The 17,078-nt window shown below is 32.7% G+C and carries 14 protein-coding genes; 9 read left to right on the plus strand and 5 right to left on the minus strand.

From position 1 onward, the window contains the following. Positions 1 to 107: 107 nt before the first annotated feature. From gap to ABTV69_RS20705, 3 genes are all read right to left on the minus strand, one after another. The gene (gene gap, locus ABTV69_RS20695; RefSeq protein ID WP_433832204.1) at positions 108 to 1,112 is read right to left on the minus strand and encodes a type I glyceraldehyde-3-phosphate dehydrogenase; all 1,005 of its coding nucleotides are present in this window, start codon (positions 1,110 to 1,112) and stop codon (positions 108 to 110) included. Positions 1,113 to 1,205: 93 nt separating this feature from the next. Continuing rightward, positions 1,206 to 2,192, minus strand: coding sequence for a 6-phosphofructokinase (gene pfkA, locus ABTV69_RS20700; RefSeq protein WP_144219088.1), 987 nt, complete (start codon positions 2,190 to 2,192; stop codon positions 1,206 to 1,208). A gap of 309 nt (positions 2,193 to 2,501) precedes the next feature. After that, on the minus strand, positions 2,502 to 7,043 hold the full coding sequence (locus ABTV69_RS20705) for a translocation/assembly module TamB domain-containing protein (RefSeq protein ID WP_433832206.1): 4,542 nt from the start codon (positions 7,041 to 7,043) through the stop codon (positions 2,502 to 2,504). A gap of 195 nt (positions 7,044 to 7,238) precedes the next feature. On the opposite strand from ABTV69_RS20705, the gene tsaD reads away from it, so the two are divergent. The 8 genes from tsaD to ABTV69_RS20745 all read left to right on the plus strand — a co-directional run bounded on the left by tsaD (position 7,239) and on the right by ABTV69_RS20745 (position 14,448). Continuing rightward, a complete protein-coding gene (tsaD, locus tag ABTV69_RS20710; protein ID WP_433832208.1) occupies positions 7,239 to 8,261 on the plus strand; it encodes a tRNA (adenosine(37)-N6)-threonylcarbamoyltransferase complex transferase subunit TsaD in 1,023 nt (340 codons plus the stop codon). A 3-nt stretch (positions 8,262 to 8,264) separates the two neighbouring features. Then, on the plus strand, positions 8,265 to 8,978 hold the full coding sequence (locus tag ABTV69_RS20715) for a 16S rRNA (uracil(1498)-N(3))-methyltransferase (protein ID WP_433832210.1): 714 nt from the start codon (positions 8,265 to 8,267) through the stop codon (positions 8,976 to 8,978). 16 nt (positions 8,979 to 8,994) lie between these two features. Next, the gene (locus tag ABTV69_RS20720) at positions 8,995 to 9,633 is read left to right on the plus strand and encodes a DUF4159 domain-containing protein (RefSeq protein ID WP_433832212.1); all 639 of its coding nucleotides are present in this window, start codon (positions 8,995 to 8,997) and stop codon (positions 9,631 to 9,633) included. A gap of 106 nt (positions 9,634 to 9,739) precedes the next feature. Next, positions 9,740 to 10,237 (plus strand): TrmH family RNA methyltransferase, encoded by a 498-nt coding sequence (locus ABTV69_RS20725; protein ID WP_433832214.1) that lies wholly within the window; start codon positions 9,740 to 9,742, stop codon positions 10,235 to 10,237. A gap of 297 nt (positions 10,238 to 10,534) precedes the next feature. Then, positions 10,535 to 11,494, plus strand: a complete 960-nt coding sequence (locus ABTV69_RS20730; RefSeq protein WP_433832216.1) for a zinc metalloprotease — start codon at positions 10,535 to 10,537, stop codon at positions 11,492 to 11,494. Between the two features lie 107 nt (positions 11,495 to 11,601). Next, on the plus strand, positions 11,602 to 12,693 hold the full coding sequence (locus tag ABTV69_RS20735; RefSeq protein ID WP_433832218.1) for an AI-2E family transporter: 1,092 nt from the start codon (positions 11,602 to 11,604) through the stop codon (positions 12,691 to 12,693). 2 nt (positions 12,694 to 12,695) lie between these two features. Next, positions 12,696 to 13,877, plus strand: a complete 1,182-nt coding sequence (locus tag ABTV69_RS20740) for a THUMP-like domain-containing protein (protein ID WP_433832220.1) — start codon at positions 12,696 to 12,698, stop codon at positions 13,875 to 13,877. 4 nt (positions 13,878 to 13,881) lie between these two features. Beyond that, complete coding sequence (locus ABTV69_RS20745) at positions 13,882 to 14,448, plus strand: hypothetical protein (protein ID WP_433832222.1); 567 nt, start codon at positions 13,882 to 13,884, stop codon at positions 14,446 to 14,448. Here ABTV69_RS20745 and ABTV69_RS20750 read toward each other — a convergent pair whose 3' ends face one another. Next, entirely contained in the window at positions 14,449 to 15,096 is a 648-nt protein-coding gene (locus tag ABTV69_RS20750; RefSeq protein WP_433832224.1) for a M15 family metallopeptidase, read from the minus strand. A 207-nt stretch (positions 15,097 to 15,303) separates the two neighbouring features. On the opposite strand from ABTV69_RS20750, the gene ABTV69_RS20755 reads away from it, so the two are divergent. Continuing rightward, the gene (locus tag ABTV69_RS20755) at positions 15,304 to 15,825 is read left to right on the plus strand and encodes a hypothetical protein (RefSeq protein WP_433832226.1); all 522 of its coding nucleotides are present in this window, start codon (positions 15,304 to 15,306) and stop codon (positions 15,823 to 15,825) included. 57 nt (positions 15,826 to 15,882) lie between these two features. Here the strand turns inward: ABTV69_RS20755 and ABTV69_RS20760 are convergent, their stop codons facing one another. Continuing rightward, complete coding sequence (locus ABTV69_RS20760; protein WP_433832228.1) at positions 15,883 to 16,986, minus strand: fatty acid desaturase family protein; 1,104 nt, start codon at positions 16,984 to 16,986, stop codon at positions 15,883 to 15,885. Positions 16,987 to 17,078 lie beyond the last annotated feature (92 nt).

Raw genomic sequence — 17,078 nt, forward strand, 5'->3', positions numbered from 1 at the left:
TTTTCTATCCTTAATTTAAAAGTGTGATTTTTACATTAATTATAGAGGTAACAAAATAAGAAAATCCCGTTATTATAAGTAACGGGATTTTGCAAAAATATATATTATTATTTTAAACCTGCAATATGTACAGATAAATCAATTAATTTGCTTGAGTATCCGTACTCATTGTCATACCAAGATACTAACTTGAAGAAAGTTGAATTTAAACCAATTCCTGCACCAGCATCAACGATAGAAGTTCTTTTATCTGAGATAAAGTCTTGAGAAACAACTGCATCTTCAGTATATCCTAAGATACCTTTTAATTCATTTTCTGAAGCTTTTTTCAATACAGACATAATTTCTTCGTATGAAGTTTCTTTAGCCACTTTCACAGTTAAATCTACTGTAGAAACGTCAGCAGTAGGTACACGGAAAGCCATACCAGTTAATTTTCCATTTAATTCTGGAATTACTTTTCCAACCGCTTTAGCAGCACCTGTTGAAGAAGGAATGATATTGATAGCAGCAGCACGTCCACCTCTCCAGTCTTTTCTAGAAGGTCCGTCAGCTGTCATTTGAGTTGAAGTAGTTGCGTGAACAGTAGTCATTAAACCTTCAACGATTCCGAAATTATCATTGATAACTTTAGCTAATGGAGCTAAACAGTTTGTAGTACAAGAAGCGTTAGAAACAACTAAATCAGAAGCTTTTGCAGTTTCGTGGTTAACTCCCATTACAAACATTGGAGCATCAGCAGAAGGAGCAGAAATGATAACTTTTTTAGCTCCACCTTTTAAGTGCTCGCTTGCAGTTTCGATAGTTGTGAAGATACCAGTACATTCAGCAACAACATCTACATCAACTTCGTTCCATTTTAAGTCGGCAGGATTTCTCTCTGCAGTGATACGGATGTTTCTTCCGTTTACATATAATTTTCCTTCTTTAACTTCTACAGTTCCGTTGAAACGACCGTGAACTGAATCATATTTTAATAAATAAGCTAAGTGATCTACGTCTAATAAGTCGTTGATTGCAACAACCTCTACATTATCTCTATTGAAAGACTCTCTAAAAACGATTCTTCCGATACGTCCAAATCCGTTTATTCCTAATTTTACTTTTGACATTTTACTAAATTTTTTGCTTTTGTTTTTATTACACTAATTCAAAGTCTAATTTCCTCACAATAAACTTCTCTTCTTTTTTAAACTTTATATTGGTTATGTCGACATGATGTCAGACACTCTTAATAATTCTCTATCAATTTCTGATTTACCTTTAATTGCTTGTTCAAGTGGTGTTAAAATCACTTTATCCTCGCGAAGTCCAACCATATAATTCGATTTTCCTTCAATTAAAGATTCCACAGCTTTAACTCCTAAACGGCTTGCCAACACACGATCAAAGCAAGATGGAGAACCGCCACGCTGCATGTGTCCTAATACGGAAACACGCACATCGTACTCTGGTAAATTAGCTTCAACATAATCTTTCAATTCGAATACGTTTTTACCAATTTTATCTCCTTCAGCAATTACAACAATACTTGATGATTTCCCTGAAGCTTTACTTTTCTGAAGTGAATCTAAAAGACGATCTAAACCTAAATCTTCTTCAGGAATAAGAATTTCTTCTGCTCCAGCACCAATACCGGCATTAAGAGCAATATGCCCAGCATCTCTACCCATAACCTCTACGAAGAAAAGACGGTTATGCGAACTCGCCGTATCTCTAATTTTATCGATACAGTCTACAACAGTATTTAAAGCAGTATCGTACCCTAAAGTAAAACTTGTACCATAAATATCATTATCAATTGTACCAGGAATTCCCATTACTGGGAAATCAAATTCTGAATTAAAAATTAATCCTCCAGTAAAACTACCGTCACCACCAATAACAACTAAAGCATCCACACCTGCCTTAACTAGGTTTTCGTGTGCTTTTTTTCTACCTTCAGGGGTTCTAAACTCAACTGAACGAGCCGATTTTAAGATCGTTCCACCCTTGTTTACAATATTATTTACGCTTCGTGGTCCCATCTCCTTGAAGTCTCCTTCAATCATTCCTTGATACCCTCTATAAATTCCGATGCATTCTATATTATGGTATGCGCAAGTTCGAACAACTGATCGTATTGCAGCATTCATTCCAGGTGAATCTCCTCCTGAGGTAAGAACACCTACTTTTTTTATTGTTTTTGGCATTATTTAAGTATTAAAGTGTAAAATTAGCAAACATTCATCACTTTTCAGGTTGTGATTATCATAAATTAATAAATACTGTTAAATTCAAACGTTTTCGTTAATAAGTTTTTTCAAGGAAAAAATTTCATTAAAAATAATAAAACGCTATTTTTTTAATTAAATCGTCAAAATTAACAATACCCTGATGAAGTGTTACAAAAATCAGAATTTCCCGCTCACATGGAAAATTTTATTAGAGGGCTTAAATTTAGCACAAAAAAAACCATTATGAGAATAATGGTTTTATAAAAGTATATTTTTAACAAAGTGTTAATAATCGTTATCTGGAATTAATCCTTGATTAGTATTGCTTGGCACTTGCTGCTGGTCTTTTTTCTTCTTTTCTTCTTCTTTTTTTCTTTTCTCCTCGTCTTCTTTTGCTTTCTTCTTATTTTTCTCCGAATCTTTTTTGCTTGTAAAATTCATATAATCCGGATTCAAATTAGAATCTTGCAATTCATTAGAAGTAGACCCTTTTACCGCTTTTTCGATTTTATGGTTTTTAAACAGCTTATTTACAAGTTCGCTAAAGGTATCAAAATCCACCTCGTAAGAAATACCAACTCCTTGTGTATAACCAATTCCCTGTCCTATATAATTAATGTCATTCTCTTTATTGAACAAACGAAGATTCATCGTGCCATCTTCATTTACACGATACAGGATCTCAATATCACCCACAATTGCGGATTCGTTTACACCTCCAACCGGAACCCCCAATTTACCATTAATAGTAATTCGTTCATTTACCTGTGAAGAGATGTTAGCCACAAACTGACCATCAACTTCCTGTCCTGTTCTTCTATCTGCTGCAATATAATTTAAGTCGATATTTACCTTATCATTGTCCGATTTAATAATACCACCTAATAAACTCGAAGCGGTTTCTGTTAATGTTCCGGAGAAATCTCCCTGACTAAATCCGTCTGTACTCATAAACGAACCTGTCGATAATAAATACAATGCTTGCGTTTGGCGAATATCTTTATCGTCAAGCTTATACTGAATCTCCGATTTTAAAACATTACTTACCGAAGGAAACTGAATATCAAAATTAGGCTCTGGACTTGCCAAATCTCCCCTTAACCCAATAACTACCTCTACAGGAACTTTTTTATTAAATGAAGAAGTATTATCTAAAAGTACAGCTGGATTGGCCTGTGTTTTATAAACAGCTTCCAGATTTAACTGAGCACGCATTGGGTTTCCTTCCCAAATAATCGAACCTCCTTTTTTAACTGTAAACTTTTTATCGATAAGCCCACCATATTTAAAATTATAAGTTCCTTCATATGCCTGGAAATCCCCCCACATATTAAATTTACCCAATGTATTAATTTTAAACAAAAGTGATCCGTATCCTTTTCCTTTCATACCATGACCAGAATTTCGATCTAGAATAACTTCTACCTCGGCATCGGGCGTGATATCAAAATCAAACTCCAGTTCAAGTCCGTTATAGTCACGCGTTTTTTCAATGATTCCATTCGCAAGATTATATTTTTCTTTTGGCGTTACAAAATGTATCCAGCTACTCTCCCCTACACTTTGTGTATTATTAATCGGAATCTTTACTTCTGTTCCTTTTTCGGATTTTGCGTCTACCTTAATAAACAAAGCATCAACAGGACCTTTTATACTAGCCGTTCCATTTATAAATGCTGTACCAAAATAAGCGGCATCATCACTGTCTTTTGTATCAAGTGCAAGTAATCTTTTAGAGCTAATATTTAAATCTAATTTCCAATCGCCAAAATTATTATGTTCAATGCTTCCATTCAGCAAACCTTTGGTGCCGTATTTAGTATCTGTCAACTGATTATTTCTAAACAAAAACTTTTCGTTTGTCAAATCTATTACGGTACGGTCGCTAAGCTCGTAATCTGTATTTAGATACGGAATAGTCATTCCAGCTTTTTCGACATACAAACGTCCGTTGATTTCAGGTTTTTTTAAATTTCCAACAACTGCTGCATTTCCAGAAACAGAACCACGAACATTAGATAAAACATCTCCCCCAATGGTTCCTAAAGTAGCCAAATTGAAACCTTCAAGCTTCAGGCTCATATCCATTATCGTCTCTTTGTTTTCTACTGCAAAAGTTCCATTTGCTCTAAACGATTCTGTAAAGCCATTCTGAATTGATGAATTAACAGTGAATTTTCTAAAACTTTCATCTCCAGAAATATCAAAATTAAGCGTTCCTAATTCTGTTTTATTCATCACTAAATGATCAATTTTTATGGATGCCGTGGGCTGATAAACACTTTTATTCTGCTTATAATTGACATTACCATTCAAATTACCATTAAATACAAACTTGGAATTTACAGGCGTAATTTTATTAATGTCAACATCTTCAAAAGTGAGGACGAGATCTTTATAATCCGTTCCTTTTATAACTCCGTTTAAATCAATTTTCTGATTTTCGTGCGACAACACAATATTATCAAATGTGAAATTTTTAAAGTATTGGTCAATAAGAATCTGATTATCTTTCTCAGCATTTTCGTTTAAGTACCAGAGATAGTCTTTAAACTTCATCTCTGATTTCTTGATTCCGACAATATTATTCTTATTCTTGTCTATTGTATGATACAAATCTAGATTAAAGTAATCTTCACCCTTATCTCCTCCTTTAAATTCAGAACGAACATACAGCGTATCATTTGCCGTAACATTAATTAAATTGAAATCCCGTACTTTATAATATGGTGTTTTAATACTGTCTAATTCGACATAGGCATTATAAAGCGGGTTTTTATTATCAATATTGATGCGAATGTTATCGAATGTATTTTTGTCTGCCGTAATTTTTTTCGACCTAAAACGAAATTTAAATTCTTGTAAATCGGAATCTATTTTACCACGGACAACGGTAGACGAATCAATATTTATTTGTGGATAAAGCATTTCAACCACTTTATCATAAACACGGAAATTAAATCGCAGAAACTGCCCTTTTCGAACTTTATATGGCTTATAATTCGTGTATAAACTTCCAACAGAATTCATAACCAACTTATCTAACTGATCAAATCTAAACTTACCTACAATTTTTCCATCCACAACATCATTCGAGCTTATGGTAATGGTTCTCAAACGATCAGCATCAAAACTAGAATTTAAATTCACTTGATCAAAAACATATGTCGCTTTTGGATTTTGATATTTAGCATCATTGATAAAAATATCTCCCTGAAGGTTTTCTATCGAATTTCCTGTCAGCTGAACCACGACATCACCTCTAAAATGCGAAATAGAATCGCCTACGAATTTCAGTTTTCGCAAATCTGAATTTTCGACAGTGATATGAAAGTCGTAACGATTTTCTTTTTTACTCAAATCCAGCAGACCATCAAAATTTAAATTTAAGTTTGGGTCGTTTATTGCAATCTGTCCTTTATAATATGGAAGCTTAAAATTTCCGTTTACGACAATATTATTATAAGTGTATTTATTATAATCCAATTTTGAAATATCTCCTTTAATAACCGTATTCAAGTATTTTTCAGTAAAACCAACTCCATCAACATCAAGATTTAAAGTTGTCCTTCCAATATCTTTTCGGCTTAAAGCAGTTCCCACATCAAAGTTTGTCAATATAATATTTCCAGAATACGAAGCTCTATCAATAAAGTCCATATTATTCATATGAAGATCGACTTGTCCATTTCCGAGATCGGTTGCTATCTTAAAATCAGTTTCTAGTGCTGTGGTAGAAACTTTTGCTTTTCCGACAATATTAAATTTACCGATTTTCTTCATCTCTTTTGGAAGCCTTTTCCCTAAAACTCCTGGAAGCAAAACCACTAAATCATTATAACTAGAAAGCAGTTTATCAAACTTTCCATCCATAGAAAACTTTTGCTCCTTACTGCCTAAAAGATTTCTAAAATTGATCGTTCCATTAATTTTTGATCCGTTTGTATCGCTTAATCTCAATTTGGTAAGCGTCATATTATTTAACGGACCATCTAATTTAGTTTTTAATTTAAAATGCTGATTTCTACCTAAACCATCATAAAAATGACGGATATCGTTTGTCGCAATAGAAGAAGAATCTATCAAAACATCAAATCGAACTTTATCTGTGAAATCAAGAAAATCTGACGGTTTATAATTCAAAATTGCCACACCATAAATAGATGATCTTTTGGTTTTAATGGCCAGATTTTCAACTATAATCTGTTTTTTAGTATAACTAAATTTTCCAGCAAAATTAGAAACATACAAACCGCGATGATCCATAAAAGAAAATCGGTGGATATTGGTATTTACATTAGGTCCATACAATTTGAACTCACTGATGTAAGCATTCAATTTTGTAAAATCCAAAAACTTAGGAGTATTTTTATTTTCGTCTACAACAGAAAATCTACCTTTTTCGATGTAAGCGTTTTTAGCAGTTAAGAGAAAGTGTTTTGTTGATTTCTTCTTAGGTGTATTTTCAACTTCAAAAGCTTGGATAAACTTATTGATATTGTTCTCATCTTCGCCTTTATAGGTTTTCAGATTAAAAATCAAACCTGTCAAACGCAAATCTCCAAAAATTAAATCTCCATCTAACAATCTGCTAAAGCTCGCAATATCAGTCGTAATGATATCCGAATAAATCATCGTTTTTTTATGATGATCTAAAATCGTTACATTTTTCAATTTTACACCGCCAAAAATATTAATTGCTGTTTTTTCAACATTAATATTAACCTTGTAATCTTCGTTTAATCGGTTGGTAACATAATTGGCTATCTGTGTTTGAACCACAGGAAGAGAGAGCGTGATAGCGAGTGCTAACAAAAGTAAAATCAACCCAATTAGGGTTCTTGATATTATTTTCTTTACTTTTTTGATAGCTTCTTTAATTTTAGTTTTTTTTTAAATTTATTTTGAACAGACAAAGAACGGCTGTTTTTGATAAAAATTCTTTAATTTTGGGGCACTGCTTAAATCAAATAAATAGAATCATTTGATTTGTCAAATATAATTCAAAATTTGTGCCTTTATATGCAAAATCCAGAGGTTTTTATTCTAGCCATCGAAAGTTCATGCGATGATACTGCTGCCGCGGTTTTACATAACGACAAAGTATTGTCAAATGTTGTAGCCAATCAATTAATTCATAATCAATACGGAGGTGTTGTTCCTGAATTGGCCTCACGCGCGCATCAGCAGAATATTGTCCCTGTGATAGATGCTGCACTTCGCAAAGCAAATGTACAAAAAGAACAGTTAAGCGCAATCGCATTTACGCAAGGTCCAGGCTTAATGGGCTCTTTATTGGTGGGCACTTCTTTCAGCAAATCGTTATCTTTAGCCTTAAATGTGCCGTTAATTGCTGTAAATCATATGCATGCTCATATTTTAGCTCATTTTATTGATGAAGAAGGTTACGACAAACCCGAATTTCCATTTTTGGCTTTAACCATCAGTGGCGGACATACGCAAATTGTAAAAGTGAAGAGCTTTTTTGATATGGAAATTATTGGAGAAACCACCGATGATGCTGTGGGTGAAGCATTTGACAAGAGCGCAAAGATCCTTGGACTTCCTTATCCTGGCGGACCTTTAATTGATAAATATGCGAAAGAAGGGAATCCTAAAGCGTTTCCTTTTACAAAACCAAAAGTTCCGGGATTGGATTTTAGTTTTTCTGGATTGAAAACGGCTATTTTGTATTTCATTCAAAAAAATAAACAAACAAATCCAAATTTCATCGAAGAAAATCTGAATGATATTTGCGCTTCTATCCAACATACGATTATCGAAATTTTGATGGATAAAATAAAATTGGCTGTAAAAGAAACTGGAATTACACAAATAGCAATTGGCGGTGGAGTTTCGGCAAATTCTGGAATTAGAGCAACTTTAAAAGAAACTGAAAGCAAATACGGCTGGAAGACTTTCATTCCGAAATTTGAATATACCACAGACAATGCTGCAATGATTGGAATTGTAGGATACCAAAAATACTTATCTAATCGTTTTGAAACTTCTGCTGTAGTTTCTAAAGCAAGAATCGAATTTTAAATCATGCAGTTATTTTTTAATCCGAATATAGACGAAACAACTGAAAGTTTTTCTTTTGATAAAGAAGAAAGCCGTCACATTATAAAAGTTCTAAGAAAGAAAGATTCAGATATTCTGCATGTTACCAACGGTTTTGGATTATTGTTTGAAACCCAAATTACATTGGCTTCAGATAATAAATGTACTGTTGAAGTGCTTTCTATAACGAATGCAGAAAAAACAAAATTTCACTTGCATCTAGCTGTTGCACCAACTAAAATGAATGATCGTTTTGAGTGGTTTTTAGAAAAAGCTACCGAAATTGGCATTCAAGAAATTACACCTATTTTCTGCGATCGTTCTGAACGAAAAGTGATTAACAGAGATCGTTTTGAAAAAATCATTTTATCGGCAATGAAGCAATGCAACGAAACATTTCTTCCAAAATTAAATGAAGCCGTTTCGTTTAAAGAATTCATCAAGCAGCAACAAAATGGTTTACAACTAATCGCTCACTGCGAAGAAACGGACAAAAAATCATTAAAAGAGGTTTTAAAACCAAATGAAGATGTTACTATTTTAATTGGTCCAGAAGGCGATTTTTCTGAAAAAGAAATTGCATTGGCATTAGAAAACAATTACAAGCCTGTAACTTTAGGAAATACACGTTTAAGAACAGAAACAGCTGCAGTTGTAGCTTGTCACAGCGTTGTTTTTTTTAATGAAGTTCCTAATTAATTCATTCTAAAGTATTATGAAAAAAATATATCTGCTGTTTTTATTAATTTCAGTTTCATCTTTTTCACAAGAAATTGCTTTGCTTAAATACAGCGGTGGTGGCGATTGGTATGCAAATCCGACTTCGTTACCCAATCTGATTAGTTTTTGCAACGCCAATATTAATACTCGCATTAAAAACAAACCTTCAACCGTAGAACCAAGCAATCCAGATTTACTTTCGTATCCCTTTGTACACATGACCGGTCACGGAAATGTTGTTTTTAGCGATGCTGATGTAACTAACTTAAGAAATTATCTAACCGCGGGTGGTTTTCTGCATATTGATGATAATTACGGAATGGATCAATTTATTAGAAAAGAAATCAAAAAGATATTTCCGAATAATAATTTAGTTGAAATTCCTGCTAATCATCCTATTTTTCAGAAGCCTTTTCCTTTCCCGAACGGATTACCGAAAATTCACGAACACGACGGAACACGTCCGCAGGCTTTCGGAATTTTTATAGACAATAAACTCGTTTTACTTTATACTTACGAATGTGATTTGGGAGACGGTTGGGAAGATCCTGAAGTTCATAACGATCCTGCAAACGTAAGAGACAAAGCGCTAAAAATGGGCGCCAATATCATCAATTATATTTTTACCAATTAATCCATAAGTAATTAGTAATTAGCCATTCAATCAATTAAAAAAGTAACATCAACTCTTAACACTTTTCACTAATCACTATTCACTAATCACTTTTTAACGACTAAAAATGCAGCTGACTCACGAAGAAAATCAATTTGAGAGAAAAACATTTCCCATTACTTTAGTGTGCGATCATATTTACTTTCAACAAAATATTGGTTCTTTATTTAGAATTTCTGAAGCTTTCGGAGTTGAAAATATTATATTTTTCGGAAAAGATATTCCACTGACACCTCGTAAAATCAATAAAACTTCACGAAGCACACATCTTCATGTCCAGCATTCTGTAATTGAAGAATATACAGAACTTAGATCGTTTCTTCTCGATAATAACTTTGAAATTATTGCTTTAGAGATAACTTCAGATAGTAAACCTTTAAGAGAAGTTGTTGTACCAGGAAATAAAAAAATCGCCCTATTAATCGGAAGCGAGATTAACGGAATCTCAGAAGAACTTTTAAAACTTTCTCATCAAATCGTGCATATTAATATGTTTGGCAAAAACAGCAGTATGAATGTTGTTCAAGCCGCCAGTATTGCGCTTTATGAAATTACTTCTTTGTAAAAAAACTTTCAAAATCTTTTCTTCTTTACTTTTATTACAAATACACTGAAATTAGCAGCATCAAAATAAATCGATAAACTGCAAATAATCAAGACGTAATGCGTTAAAAAACAACAAAAGAAAGAAAAAACGTATTAATATTTTTAATTCGTTTTTTGTAGGAATCAATGTTTGTAAGGGATTGTAAAAATTCTCACAAAATTTTCGTTCTAATATTTTGCCTGAAAGCTATTTTGTTATAAAATTGCTGAATTATTCAACTAATCAACATTTTTATAACAAAAAACCCAAACTATTATGAAAAAAGTCATTATTACCACATTTGCCGCATTAATGCTGTTTGCTTGTCAAAATGAACAATCTGATGCTGCTAATGCAGATGCAACTGTTGCCACTAGAAGAGGATGCGCAACTCAAGAAGTTTTAGAAGAACAATTAAAAGCTGATCCTACATTAGCAATTAGAATGAATGAAATCGAAACTTTTACTGCACAGCATGCAGGAACTAATTTTACAGGCCGTTTGGTAAATGGTAAAATCGAAATTCCAGTTGTAGTAAATGTATTGTACAGAACCGCTGCTGAAAACATTTCAGACACACAAATTCAATCACAAATTGATGTCTTAAACAAAGATTTTAACGCTTTAAACTCTGATTACAATAATGTACCAGCATTATTTTCTGGCGTAAAAGCAAATATCGGAATTACATTTGTACTAGATCAGGTGATTAGAAAATCTACTAATAAAACTTCTTGGGGTACAAAAGATGCCATGAAAAAATCAAATCAAGGCGGAATTGCTCCTACTTCTCCAACTACAAAATTAAATATGTGGTCTTGTAACATTGGAGGCGGAATTTTAGGTTATGCACAATTCCCTGGAGGTTCTTCTGCAACGGATGGAGTTGTAATCGATTCTCGTTATTTCGGATTATCTGGTGCTGCAAACGCTCCATTTAATTTAGGAAGAACGGCTACACACGAAGTAGGTCACTGGATGAATTTACGTCACATTTGGGGAGATGCAACTTGCGGAAGCGATCTTGTTGCTGATACACCTACGCATAATACGGCAAACTATGGAGTTCCTGCTTATCCACATTACAGCACTTGTTCCGGAACACCTGTAGAAATGACTATGAACTACATGGATTATGTTGATGATGCAGCAATGTATATGTTTTCAACAGGTCAAAAAAGTAGAATCTCTGCTATCTTTACAACTGGAGGTGCCAGAGCTTCATTTGCACAATAATAAAGAAAAAAATCAGTCAAAGCGAGATGTTTTTCATCTCGCTTTTTTTTTGTTTACAACAATTTTAGATTGCTTTTTCCTATATTTATAGTCTAAAACTGAAATTAATGGTAACATCAAAAATTATTGCAAACGGAATTTTACGCGCACTAGCTGTCATATTAATTGTAGCAGGTGTTCTCTATTTCTTATATGAAGTTCAGACTGTAATCGTCTATTTATGCATCTCATTGATTTTATGCTTAATCGCTAACCCTTTAGTTTTATTTTTAAAAAACAAATTGAAATTCAACAATTCGTTGGCCGCTTCAACAACTATAATCTTTTTTATTTTTCTGATTGTTGGCTTTATTCTCTTGTTTGTTCCACTAATTATTTCTCAAGCCAATAATTTGGCTCTTCTAGACACCGCGCACCTACAGTCTAAATTTATAGAGACAGAAACAGATCTTGAAAAATATTTTAATGTTCAGCATATTGACTTAAACAAAATAATAAAAGATTCTAAACTCACATCACTGTTAGATTTTAGCTATTTTACAGGATTTATCAATACGATCATTAATTTTATGGCCGATATGGGAATGGGCTTAGTGTCCGTATTTTTTATCACTTTCTTTTTTATCAAAGATCAAGATATCTTTAAAGACCAAGCCAGAAGAGTGCTTCCTGATTCAAATGAAGATAAAATCCTGAATTCTATTACAAAAATAAACCACTTATTGACCCGCTATTTTATCGGTTTGCTATTGCAATTGATTGTGGTTTTTGTACTGTATTTAATTGTATTGCTCATTTTCGGAAATCAAAATGCTTTTGTAATTGCTTTTTTATGCGCAATTCTAAACATTATTCCTTATTTAGGACCAATAATCGGAACGACTTTAGCGGCAATTTTAACCATGATCAGTATGATTGGTCAAGATTTTCAATCTGAAATAGTACCAAGAACCATCTATGTTGTTATAGGTTTTTTGCTAGTGCAAGCGATTGACAACAATATTAGTCAGCCCATAATTTCATCAAAAAGCGTAAATTCGCACCCGTTAGAAATATTCTTGGTAATCTTGATCAGCGGTATCACATTTGGAATAGTAGGTATGATAATCGCAATTCCAGCATTTACGATGATAAAAGTGATTTTAAAAGAATTTTTTCCTGACAATAAAGTTGTGTCCGTATTAACAGAAAAAATTTAGCCTTGAATACTTCCATTTTGCATCCAGAAATACAGGAATTTATAATCCGAAATACTGGTGCAGATCTAACAAAATTGGCACTGCAGAAAAATCCATTTCCCGAAGTGGATTGGATTTTGATTTTGAACCAAATCGAAGCGCGAACCAAAGCCAAAGAAAAACTTCCGACTTGGTTTACTTCGGAAAATATACTTTATCCAAGTAAAATTTCAGTAGAACAAACCTCTTCAGAAAGGACTGCGGCTTACAAAGCTTCTTTAATTTCTGGAAAATCTTTAATTGATTTGACCGGCGGTTTTGGTGTTGATGATTATTATTTTTCAAAGAAATTTGAATCGATTACACATTGCGAAATTAATGAAGAATTATCCGCCATTGTATCTTACAATTTTAAGCAGTTAAAAGTTGAAAACTGTACTTTTTATGCTGGAGATTCTTCTTATTTATTAGAAGAAACCAATCAAAAATTCGATTGGATTTACATCGATCCTTCCCGAAGAAATGACAGCAAAGGCAAAGTTTTTATGCTGAAAGACTGTTTGCCAAATGTTCCCGAATTGCTTGATTTTTATTTCGAAAAATCAGACGCTATTTTAATCAAAACCGCTCCATTATTAGATATTTCAGCCGGTTTGTCAGAACTGAAAAATGTCAAATACATTCATGTGATAGCGCTCGAAAATGAAGTTAAAGAACTGCTTTTTGAGATTCACAAAGACTATTCAGATCGAATAACTTTAAAAACGGCAAACATTTTAAAAGAGAAAACAGAAACTTTTGAATTTGTTTTAGGCGAAGAAATGGCATATCCGCTTTACGATTTTCCGAAGAAATATCTTTACGAACCCAATGCTGCGATTATGAAATCTGGTGGTTTTGACGAAGTAAGCATCACTTTTCAAATTGATAAATTGCATAAACATTCCCACCTTTATACTTCTGATGATTTAATTGATTTTCCAGGAAGAAAATTTGAAATTCAAAAAGTCATTTCGTACAGCAAAAATGATATGAAAAATGAACTTGCGAATCAGCAAGCCAATATCACAACACGTAATTTTCCAGAAACAGTAGAAAACATTAGAAAAAAGTGGAAAATAAAAAATGGAGGTAATTTGTATTGTTTTTTTACAACTGATGTAAAAGATAACAAAATAGTTTTAATTTGCACCAAAATAAACTAATACAATGAAACAACTAATTACACTAACTCTCTTTTTATTGACTTTTACCGCATTTGCCCAAAAACCTTGTGAATATAGTGTCAATGTAAATGACTCAATTGGAAGCTATAAAGTAACAAATGAATACTTAATGAGCGAGAAATATTTTGGAGGAAACTTTAATTACATCTTCTTTTCATTAGCCCAAACCGACGGATTACCTACTTTAAATCTGCAAGCTATTCAAAAAAGCAAAGATTTTATTAAGGCAAATTGTTTTGATAAGAATTCAAAAATCTTTTTACAGTTAGAAAACGGAAAAATTGTAACCTTGATGCATATCGATCAAGAAAATTGCGGGACCTTAATTCGTGATGACAAAGGATTCAATAATCGCATAAACACCGGAATTTTTATGTTCATGAAAGATAATTACGAAGAACTGAAAAAGTCACCTATCTCCATTATGCGAGTTAAATACCTAACCAATACAGAAGATTACATCGTGAAAAGAGAACTTAATTCTGAATTATCAGGAAAAGTTACACATCCTAACACGTATTTCATGGAAAACATTAGATGCGTTGAGTAATTATTCGCATTTCCACTTCTGATTGGAAACTTTATCCTTTAAGCCTGTTTTTAAATTATAATGCCACCACTCGGAATCAAATGAATTAAAGCCATTTTTAATCATTGTCTTTTTTAAATAAGCCCTTTGCGAAAGAACCTCTTTTGAAAGCTGTTTAAAGTTATGGCTGGCCATAATTCCGAAAAAGTCAAAAGAAGTACCCATATCCACTTCTTTTCCTGTTATATCAACCAAAGAAATATCTACGGCTCCTCCTCGATTATGGATGGAGCCTTTTTTTGGATCTGCAACATAGATTGGATTCGACACAATTTCCCACATTTTTTTCTGAATACCTAAAGGTCTATAGCAGTCAAATATTTTAATTCTATATCCTTTCTTCAAAAAATCATTATTGGCCGCAATTAATGCTTTTACAGTCTTTAAACGAAGCATGCATTCTGCGCAATCGTAAACTTTGGTTTTTAAAAAATTATCTTCGGTTGCATATTTCATATCATAAACAAAATCATTGCTATAATCTCGAAGCTTTACGAAAGTCGTATCCGAAATTTTAGTCGCTTCAGTTGAAGTGTACACTTCATTTTGAGCTTGTAAAAAGCCTATGCCAAAAATAAAAAAAAGGAAAGTTTTTATAGAGTGATTCATTGTCCAATGATTTTAAAAATGGAAGTTAAAGAAAAAAACTTAAAAAACGATTCTTATTGCCTTTCCTTTAGAGGTGAAATTTTATGTTTTGAGTATACAATCGATCATAAATTACTTTCAAAACAAATAATATTTTTAATATCTTTATGAAAGATAGCACATTACGACTTTGTAAATGAAATTATTAATTCTAAATAACAGTTATATATGAATTGCAAAGCCATATATATTTCCGCCACCATTTTGAGTAGTTTTATCTTTTTTTCATGCAAAAAAGAAATTATAAAAAGCGTTCCTAAAACAGACTCTACTTCTATAAAAACAGAAGCCTTAAAAGCAGACAGCACTGTTTTGAATCCAAATGATTCTTTATATGGCTTGGTTGACAAAAGTGTTATTGGCACACAATTTTTAACCAAAAGCAGTCTAGCGCCAAGATTAAAAAAACTATTAGGAGCCGATTATGATCAAATGATCGCAAATTGGAATACAGAAACTCCATTTGAGAAACAAGACAACATATTACATGCTTGGGGATGCAAACAGCATGATTGCAATACGTATTCATATGATTTATATATTGATGTCAAAAACAATAAAATTAATGTCTACAAATTTGCTAAATCAGAACTAACAATCTTAAAAGAAGATAATTTTGAGATTGAACTTAAAGATAACTTTTTAAAAGACTTAAACATTAAAAAGCAAAATATAGAAACCAAAAAATAAGTTGATCAAAAAAAAAGCGGTTTTAAAAAACCGCTTTTTTTTTGATACTTTTTAGGACTATATCTCTCCAGTTACTAAAATATTCTCTTTTACTCCTTTGTTTTTCAGCATTCTAAAATGAGAGCGAATAGCATGATGAAATGGATACGAGGTATAAGGCAAACCATATTCTTCTGCATAACGTTTTATAATTGGCGTAATATAAGGATAATAGGTAGATCCTACCGCTGGGAAAAGATGATGCGCCACATGATGTGTAAATCCGCCGTAAAGGAAATTAGCCAATTTGCTTTCTGTACTAAAATCTTTGGTTACAATCATTTGATGCATAACCCAAGTATCAGAAAGATTTCCGTCTTCATCAGTACCTGGAAAATGAGCATCTTCATCAACGTGAGTTGAAACTAATGCTACAACACCAATTGCGCTACCACATAAATGCAACGATAGCCACGCAAGAAGGACCATATACCACGGCTGATTTAAAAGCATCATTGGTATAAAAAGCAGGTAAATTAAATTAATAATCTTAGCCGCAAAAAGTCTGTATACTTCTTGTCTCGGGATCTTATCTACAACCTTTTTCACATAATTATCTTTTGTGCCAAAAAAGTCTTTAAAATCTCTTATATAGAGCCAATTCAGACTATAAAGAGGATAAATAAACCACATATAAATGTGCTGATACTTGTGATAATCAAACAACGGACTGTTTGGGAATATTCTAATAATATCACTTTGTTTGATATCTACATCCCAATCTGGCACGTTTGGGTACGCATGATGCAGGCTAATGTGACGTCGCATCCAAAGCCAATGATTACTTCCGAAAAGTTCTAAAACATATAAAAACCATTCATTGTGCTTTGGCTTTTTGAATAAAGCTCCGTGTGCAGCATCATGAAAAGCATTTATAAATAAAACGATCATGGTAATACCAGACAGAATGTAAAAAAGAAATAGTAGCGGGGTCTGGTTCCCGAAAATTAAAATACAGGCGTAGAATAAAAAAAATACTGCCAGAAGTCCGAGAGACTTCACAACATTTAATACATACAAGGACGAGTTTTTTAAGACCGTTTCATTCACTTCTAAACGCATCTTTTTAAAAAAATCATCTGCTCCTGGTTTAACATAAACCGGTCGTTTTAATTTTTCCATATTTGGTTACTGCTAGAAATTGTTAACCAAATTTAATAAAAAAAAACTTAAACTCTTAGCGTTGATCCAATTAAAAATCAAGTACAGTGGAA

Origin of the sequence: Flavobacterium anhuiense (assembly GCF_050990855.1) — a bacterium.
GTDB lineage: Bacteria > Bacteroidota > Bacteroidia > Flavobacteriales > Flavobacteriaceae > Flavobacterium > Flavobacterium anhuiense_C.

What these genes read in the sequence shown, in the direction of transcription:
- ABTV69_RS20730 (WP_433832216.1), top strand. Translation starts at nt 10,535, where the DNA reads ATGAAAAAAGTCATTATTACCACATTTGCCGCATTAATGCTGTTTGCT.
- pfkA (WP_144219088.1), bottom strand. Translation starts at nt 2,192, where the DNA reads ATGCCAAAAACAATAAAAAAAGTAGGTGTTCTTACCTCAGGAGGAGAT.
- ABTV69_RS20750 (WP_433832224.1), bottom strand. Translation starts at nt 15,096, where the DNA reads ATGAATCACTCTATAAAAACTTTCCTTTTTTTTATTTTTGGCATAGGC.
- gap (WP_433832204.1), bottom strand. Translation starts at nt 1,112, where the DNA reads ATGTCAAAAGTAAAATTAGGAATAAACGGATTTGGACGTATCGGAAGA.
- ABTV69_RS20725 (WP_433832214.1), top strand. Translation starts at nt 9,740, where the DNA reads ATGCAGCTGACTCACGAAGAAAATCAATTTGAGAGAAAAACATTTCCC.
- ABTV69_RS20745 (WP_433832222.1), top strand. Translation starts at nt 13,882, where the DNA reads ATGAAACAACTAATTACACTAACTCTCTTTTTATTGACTTTTACCGCA.
- tsaD (WP_433832208.1), top strand. Translation starts at nt 7,239, where the DNA reads ATGCAAAATCCAGAGGTTTTTATTCTAGCCATCGAAAGTTCATGCGAT.
- ABTV69_RS20760 (WP_433832228.1), bottom strand. Translation starts at nt 16,986, where the DNA reads ATGGAAAAATTAAAACGACCGGTTTATGTTAAACCAGGAGCAGATGAT.
- ABTV69_RS20735 (WP_433832218.1), top strand. Translation starts at nt 11,602, where the DNA reads ATGGTAACATCAAAAATTATTGCAAACGGAATTTTACGCGCACTAGCT.
- ABTV69_RS20715 (WP_433832210.1), top strand. Translation starts at nt 8,265, where the DNA reads ATGCAGTTATTTTTTAATCCGAATATAGACGAAACAACTGAAAGTTTT.
- ABTV69_RS20755 (WP_433832226.1), top strand. Translation starts at nt 15,304, where the DNA reads ATGAATTGCAAAGCCATATATATTTCCGCCACCATTTTGAGTAGTTTT.
- ABTV69_RS20720 (WP_433832212.1), top strand. Translation starts at nt 8,995, where the DNA reads ATGAAAAAAATATATCTGCTGTTTTTATTAATTTCAGTTTCATCTTTT.